At 59.0% G+C, this 6491-nt stretch carries 10 protein-coding genes; 6 read left to right on the top strand and 4 right to left on the bottom strand.

The annotated features are described in order from the left end of the window. Positions 1-197 precede the first annotated feature (197 nt). Together ISP19_RS01730 and ISP19_RS01725 are read left to right on the top strand one after the other, a co-directional pair. Complete coding sequence (locus ISP19_RS01730) at positions 198-734, top strand: hypothetical protein (protein WP_204679008.1); 537 nt, start codon at positions 198-200, stop codon at positions 732-734. Between the two features lie 9 nt (positions 735-743). Then, positions 744-1010 carry a hypothetical protein gene (locus tag ISP19_RS01725; RefSeq protein ID WP_204679007.1) on the top strand — a complete coding sequence of 89 codons (267 nt, stop codon included), beginning with the start codon at positions 744-746 and terminating at the stop codon, positions 1008-1010. 57 nt (positions 1011-1067) lie between these two features. On the opposite strand, the gene ISP19_RS01720 is transcribed toward ISP19_RS01725, so the two are convergent. Beyond that, positions 1068-2012, bottom strand: coding sequence for a LysR family transcriptional regulator (locus ISP19_RS01720; protein ID WP_204679006.1), 945 nt, complete (start codon positions 2010-2012; stop codon positions 1068-1070). A gap of 110 nt (positions 2013-2122) precedes the next feature. On the opposite strand from ISP19_RS01720, the gene ISP19_RS01715 reads away from it, so the two are divergent. From ISP19_RS01715 to ISP19_RS01700, 4 genes are all read left to right on the top strand, one after another. Continuing rightward, positions 2123-3106 carry an NAD(P)-dependent oxidoreductase gene (locus tag ISP19_RS01715; protein ID WP_204679005.1) on the top strand — a complete coding sequence of 328 codons (984 nt, stop codon included), beginning with the start codon at positions 2123-2125 and terminating at the stop codon, positions 3104-3106. Positions 3107-3135: 29 nt separating this feature from the next. Continuing rightward, positions 3136-3528, top strand: coding sequence for a CidA/LrgA family protein (locus ISP19_RS01710; RefSeq protein WP_204679003.1), 393 nt, complete (start codon positions 3136-3138; stop codon positions 3526-3528). Next, complete coding sequence (locus tag ISP19_RS01705; RefSeq protein ID WP_204679001.1) at positions 3528-4250, top strand: LrgB family protein; 723 nt, start codon at positions 3528-3530, stop codon at positions 4248-4250. Before ISP19_RS01710 ends, ISP19_RS01705 begins: the two co-directional genes overlap by 1 nt. Positions 4251-4359: 109 nt before the next feature. Beyond that, positions 4360-4668, top strand: coding sequence for a hypothetical protein (locus ISP19_RS01700; protein WP_204678999.1), 309 nt, complete (start codon positions 4360-4362; stop codon positions 4666-4668). Between the two features lie 47 nt (positions 4669-4715). Here ISP19_RS01700 and ISP19_RS01695 read toward each other — a convergent pair whose 3' ends face one another. The 3 genes from ISP19_RS01695 to ISP19_RS01685 all read right to left on the bottom strand — a co-directional run bounded on the left by ISP19_RS01695 (position 4716) and on the right by ISP19_RS01685 (position 6083). Further along, positions 4716-5024, bottom strand: a complete 309-nt coding sequence (locus ISP19_RS01695) for a hypothetical protein (protein ID WP_204678997.1) — start codon at positions 5022-5024, stop codon at positions 4716-4718. A 473-nt stretch (positions 5025-5497) separates the two neighbouring features. Beyond that, entirely contained in the window at positions 5498-5767 is a 270-nt protein-coding gene (locus ISP19_RS01690) for an XAC0095 family protein (RefSeq protein WP_204678995.1), read from the bottom strand. Between the two features lie 43 nt (positions 5768-5810). Further along, positions 5811-6083, bottom strand: coding sequence for an XAC0095 family protein (locus ISP19_RS01685; RefSeq protein WP_204678993.1), 273 nt, complete (start codon positions 6081-6083; stop codon positions 5811-5813). Positions 6084-6491: the final 408 nt, after the last annotated feature.

The following is a 6491-nucleotide window of genomic DNA, read 5'->3' as shown; positions in this document are numbered from 1 at the left end:
GCGACATCGTTACAACCATGACCGCCCACATCGCTCTCTCGGCGGTCTGTCACCCATCCGTTACGCCGTGGCATCATCAACCCCAACCTCTACTTCTGAATGACTCGAAGGAATGAGGACGCTTCAGTTTACCCCTCCGCCTACTGTAAATCTCCTTGATGTCGTTGATGTGCTGAGTAAGGTTTTGGAGAAATAGGATGATGCTAAATAGATGTCTTTCAGCTGGTGATCTAAATGGGTGTATCGTTAAATCAGGTGCATTGGTAGCAGTGCTTCTCGTGTCATTAGTTGTCTCGCTGAATTGTCGCGCAGCCGGGGCGGCCAATGGAAATCAAGCATTACCGATCAGTGTTTCTATTTGGTGTACCCCAGATACGCCTGCAGCTTACAGAGTCGAATACAAAAGAGCTCCCGATGCACGTCCGGAGGTCCAGTCAACGGAATGCATAGATATAAGGGAGTCTATTTCTTACATCAAGCCTAATTCGGTCGATGTCGAGTATTTGTCGCAAATAAGGTCATGGATGTTGGCTGTTTCTTTGAGCGACGGAGATACATCACGGGTAAAAACACTTATAGCCCGTAACTTGGGGAAGGCAATGCTCGTTGGTGTTAACAAGATGGCGCTATCTATAGCCTTTTTGGCTGTGCCAATGGACGGAAATAAAATATATATTAAAGTTAATTCTGAGCAAGATGGTCTTAATTTAAAGAGGGACTTGGTTTCGCACTGATAAGGTGCCGTGACGCAATTCCTGTACGGCGGCAATAACATCGTGCAAGAGGCGCGAGGCGGCACGATCAATCCGATTCTGGTCGGCTTAGATAGCGACGAACGTTTTGCACGAAACGACGTAACGGGGCGAACATACTTTTTGACAGATCTGATCAATAGCACGATTGCTTTGACCGATTCGACAGGCGCGCTCAAGCGGCAGTACAGCTACGATCCCTACGGTAATGTCACGGCAAGTGACACGACCACGGGCTTGGACTGCCCCCGAGATTAAGACACTTCCAGCCTATGATTTGCGCTTTCGCCGTCAATGACAAACGGAAATCCGCATTCATTCAACCGGCGAAATCGCCTTATCCCAATACGGCGGCTCGCCAAAGCGTGATTCCATAAACGAAAGAAAGGCCCTCACTTTGGGCGAGACGACTTTCTTGGGTGGATACACACCCCAGATGGCTCGGACTGGTCCGGGGGCGATAAGTGCCTCCCAGGTGGGTAGGACGATCTGCAGTTTCCCTGCCGCGACCGATTCGTAGGTGATCCAGGTGGGAAGTAATGCGATGCCCAGGTCCGCAAGCGCAGCATCGAGCAGTGCTTCGGAGTTATTGGCGCGAACTCTGCCGCGGATGGCGACTTCGTTGAGCTCGGTCGAGGTCGATCCGGTTGGGCGGAAGTACCAGGCTTCTTTGGGTTGCAGCGCAAACGAAAGGCATTCGTGGTCTTCCAGGTCCTTGGGTTCGCGAATGGGGCGTCGGTCGGCAAGGTAAGCAGCGCTCGCGACAAGCATGCGATGCTGGGGCGCGAGGCGCTTTGCGACAAGGCTGGAATCGGCCAATGCGCCAATGCGAATGGCGACATCCGTGCCGCTTCCGATCAGATCGACGGTGTCGTCGGTGAGTGTTGCATCGATGCGAATGGCTGGGTATTCCGCCAAAAAATCCGGTAGATGGCGAAAGACATGCTTTCGACCGAAGGCGACGGGAATGTTGATGCGAAGCAGGCCCTGTGGCTGCGCGTTGAGCGCTGTTGTGGCCAGACGCGCTTCGGAAAGATCGGCCAGGATCCGTGAGGCGTGTTCGTAGAAATGTCTTCCTACCTCGGTAAGGTGCAGGCGGCGGGTGGAGCGATTGAACAGCGCCGCGCCCAAGTCGGCCTCCAACGAGGTGACGTAGCGCGAGACGGTGGAAACCTTGAGGCCATCTTCCTCGGCGGCTTTGGAGAAGCTTCCCAGTTCGACCGCGCGGACGAAGGCATGCATGGCCGCAAAGTAGTCCATCTCTCACCTCACTTATCCCCAATCGGCAAAAATAAATTGCCACGGCGGTGATTTCTGACGCAACCGGCTGAGCGCACGATACACCGCGTCCACCAGCGTGAGAAATCGCCATGAATACGAAGCAAATCAATGAGCAAGCATCGTCTGCGGGGGCGCTTTCCGATCCCCGTCAGACGGCCGGTTCAAGCGGCAGCAAAGCGCTTATCGGCGTTGTCGGCTTGGGGAATATGGGAAGTGCCCTGGCGGCTACGCTTCTTTCCAAGGGTCATGCCGTGGTCGCCTACGACCGAAATCCCCAACGTGTCGAAGCACTGCGGGTAGAAGGTGCGCAGGGCGCCGCAAGGATCACCGACCTCAGCCACTGCAACATAGTGATCAGTTCGCTTCCTGACGATGCCGCGCTCGAAAGCGTGATGTTTTCGCTGCCTGGCGGCCTGGTCGATATTCTGAAGCCGGGAGCGCTGCATATCTCCATGAGCACGGTCAGCGCCGAGCTCTCCCGGCGGCTGGAGAAGCGGCATACCGAAGCCGCGCAGAGCTTTATTGCGGCGCCGGTGCTGGGCAACCCGGATCTGGCGAAAACGCAACGCATCTTTATCCTGGCTGCCGGTTCTGCGGTTGACATGCAGCGAGCGCGGCCGCTACTTGAGCAGCTTGGGCAACACATTTTCGAACTGGGCGAGGACCCTGGCGCGGCCAACGTGATGAAGCTTGCCTGCAACGTCATGACTGCCACGACATTGCAGAGCATGGGCGAGGTACTGACTTTGCTGACGAAAGCGGGTATCGACCCACACCTGGCCTTTGAGGTCTTCACTGGATCGCTGTTCGATGGCCGCGTGCACAAAGCCTATGGTGGAAAAATTGTCGACAGGCGATTCAAGCCGGCGGGGATGACCGCGCCACTGGCTGTCAAAGATCTTCGATTGGCGCTTTCGGAGGCCGAACGCCAAGCCGTCCCGATGCCGATGGCGAGCCTGGTGCACGAACGGCTGGTGGCATTGGTGGCCGCAGGCTGGGGCGACCTCGACTGGTCCGCGCTCGGTGCGCTGGCTGCGCGGGACGCCGGGCTCGATGGCGCGGCGAGTGCGTAAGCGTCATGAGCATGCCTGCCGCATTTGCCGTGCTGATCGGCGCCCAGTTGCTTGGGGAGGTGATGCAGCGCGTGCTGCATCTACCTTTGCCCGGCCCGGTGATCGGCATGTTCTTGCTTGCCGTCGCGCTGCTGATCCCATGTAAAAGCTGGGTCGCCAGGCGCGATAACGAAGTCTCCGCCTTGGAGCAGGCGTCATCATCGCTGATCGCGAATATGGGATTGCTGTTTATCCCGGCGGGCGTCGGCATCGTCACGGAGCTGGCGGTGCTCAAAAGAGACTGGTTGCCGATCCTGATGGGTTTGTTGGTGTCGACCGTACTGGGCCTGGTGGTGACGGGCTTGGTGATGCATCACATCACGCGTCGCGCGGCTCATCCAGATGCAGAAGCGAGCGTCCTCAATCCGGGTGGATCCTTATGATGCATGCGATCAAGGAGGTCTGGACGCCGCTCGCGGTTACGCCGCTGCTGTGGCTGGCGATCACTCTGTTTGCCTACCTGATCGGCAAGTGGATACAGAAGGTTTGCCATGATTCGCCGGTGGCCAATCCGGTGCTGATCGCGATCGTCCTGGTCGCCGTCCTGCTGATGGCGACGGGCACGCCTTACGATCAATATTTTGCCGGCGCGCAATTTATCCATTTCCTGCTTGGCCCTGCGACGGTTGCGTTGGCCATACCGCTGGCCCTGAATGCGGTACACATCAGGCGCAGTTTGCGCGGCGTTGGACTGGCACTGCTGGCGGGGTCCGTGACTACGACGGTGAGTGGCGTCGCGGTTGTCTGGATGCTCGGTGGCGGCCGTTCCGTTGCACTCTCGATGGCTCCCAAGTCGGTGACGACGCCGATTGCCATCGCCGTGGCACAGGAAGTCGGTGGTGTGCCGGCGCTTACCGCAGCCCTGGCGATTGCAGGCGGCATCTTCGCGGCGGTGATCGGGCAGGCGGTGCTGCGCTGGTTGCGGGTCGATGATTGGCGTGCGCATGGCCTGGCAGCCGGTGTCGCCGGAAGTGGCGTTGCTGCCGCGCAAGTCGCGCCGCTGAACGGACTTGCCGCTGCATTCGCCGCGATCGGCATCGGGCTGAACGGGCTGCTCACCGCGTTGATTGTTCCGCTGCTCGCTTACCTCTGGCCTGTTGGTTGAAAGCGCCCCTTTTGGCAAAAATGATTTCCGCCGCCGGTCGTTTCGGTGGATGGCTGCGCTACCTACGATGGACGCCAGTGATAAGCCACCCAAGCCTCTGGAGGCAGCCATGTACAAGCAACCCTTTGCCACGCATATATCCAACCAAACGCCATTGGCCGGCCAGCCTGATTCGTCGGGCCATGCCGCTTCTTTCCGAAGTGCGTTCGATTTCCCGCGCGCGGGGACGGGCACATTCCAAAGTGCGTTCGACTTTGGAGATGTGGCTGCATCAAGCTTTCAAAGCGCATTTGATGCGCCAAGTGCCAAAGGCTCCTTCGTGAGTGCCTTTGACTTTGCAGGCGCCAGTCCCGCGCTCAGCGCCTTTGACAGTTTCGAGCACGGCGCCGCCGTGAAGTCAGCTTTTGACTTCGCGTGAGACGCCTGTGCGATCACTCCTCCGTTGCATGGGCGCGAACACGCCGCTCAACCAACCCTGGCCAGCGGCAGCGCCTGTTCCATCAGGCCCGGCTTGCGCGGTCGGGTGTTGGCGATGATGGCTTGCGCGCTCATCGTGGCCATCATGGCCAGGATCTGCGGGCCGGTTGCGCGCGGATGCAACAGCAGGAAAAGATTGCGGCCGACGTGCACGGGACGGAAGGCGGCGGCGATGCACACCTCGCCGTCGCCGGAGGCGACCACGGGCGGTGTCGGACATTGCGGATCCCACAGTTGCCGGCGCATCAGGCCGTGCTGGGGGCCACCAGCGATGAGACATTCGACGATCTGTTCCATTTCTACTTACCCCTGCTTACTGCTTCTTTGCCTACGTAAGGAGTTAGGCAGGGGGCGTGCCACGTTCACAATAGGAATGTGCTTCGCATCACAGATTTAAAATCTGCCCGCGTCGCTCCCGACCACTCGTTCGTCACGTCGGCGTGAAGGATATGCGCTGGCGTAGGGTTGCGGGCTCGGCGACGTGGCCAGAAACGTCTTGTGCGGTGTGATGAGGGAAGGGTGAGCCAGTCCTGGACCGCGCGTACGCGCGTCTGCGGCCACTTTACGGCTGCTTCTGACGCTTTACGCTACTGACGCTCTGCGTAACCCGTCACGCGGGCTTTGTCTGCAATGGCGGGTACGACGGTCGCATCAGGGGTGTGACGAGACAGATTGTCGCCATGCCAGCAGGGAAAACGGAGGCGGGTTTACTCGCCGAACGAAAAGTTGGCGGGGGCATTGGCCCGGCCCCGTTTGCCTGGCCCTGACGCCTAATGCCGCCGCCGAGCCCGAGACATGCGCTGGCCGGCCCACTCCATGGTCGATAGCACTTCATCAAGTTGCCGGCCGAAGTTCTCGAAGCACTGGCCCAGCATGGAGCGCTGGATTTCCAGCGGCTCGTGCTCTTCGGCCAGCGTGGCGGCAAAGACCATACGGGCCATCAGGAAGAGTTGCCCGCGGATCTGCTCCAGCTTTTCGACGTTTTCTTCGCGCAGCAGATAGCCGGGTGGCGGTTTAGCCACGTCGCGTGGTTTGTTCATGGGGCACTCCATGATGTGGATGGCGCGGCGGACCCGCGCTTGATCATTGCAGCGTCAGGTTTCGAGGCTCGATGTGGTTGCGCTGCTCCAAATGCGCCAGGGCGTCGCCAATCAGTTTGCTGATGATTCGAAAGGTGAGTTGCATTTCCCAGCGGGGGATGGTCAAGGTCTCGCCTTCGTTGGCCTGCTGGTCCTCGTCGTAGGCGACGTTGGCCATGAGCAACAGCAGTTGCTGGAGGTTTTTCAGTTCGTCGTACTCTTCTGCGGACAGCAGATAGTGCCGCGACCCGGTCGGGTCGTCGTGGGTACCTTGCATCGGTGTTCTCCATGCGGTTAGGTCGCCCGCGCATTGCGCGCGGGCGAAGGGTCTGCAGAAAACCTGCTCGTGTTGTCGGAATCAGCTGATTCCGGCTAGACGATTACCCACTTAGGGCTCGACGTCGCGCCGTTGGCGCGGGGGTGAAGTGGGGGGAATGCACCAGGGCGGGGGCACGGGGGTGTGCGGGTGCCTTATGATCGAGCGTAACCATAGTTGACTCCGTGTCAGTTGATTGTGGCCAGCGGATCGTTTGGTGTTCGAGACCAGGCGATCCGCGTTTCTTCACCTCATGTCGGACGTGCCGTAGTCATCGCTGGGGATGGGCACGTCCGACATACGTAATTTCGCATGGGTACGAGTGTTGCGGTATCAGATGACGCGAAATTTTCTGAAGGGGCAAGTCGC

This window comes from Dyella flava (assembly GCF_016904955.1).
Lineage (GTDB): Bacteria > Pseudomonadota > Gammaproteobacteria > Xanthomonadales > Rhodanobacteraceae > Dyella_B > Dyella_B flava.
This window is presented reverse-complemented; position numbering and strand designations above follow the sequence as displayed.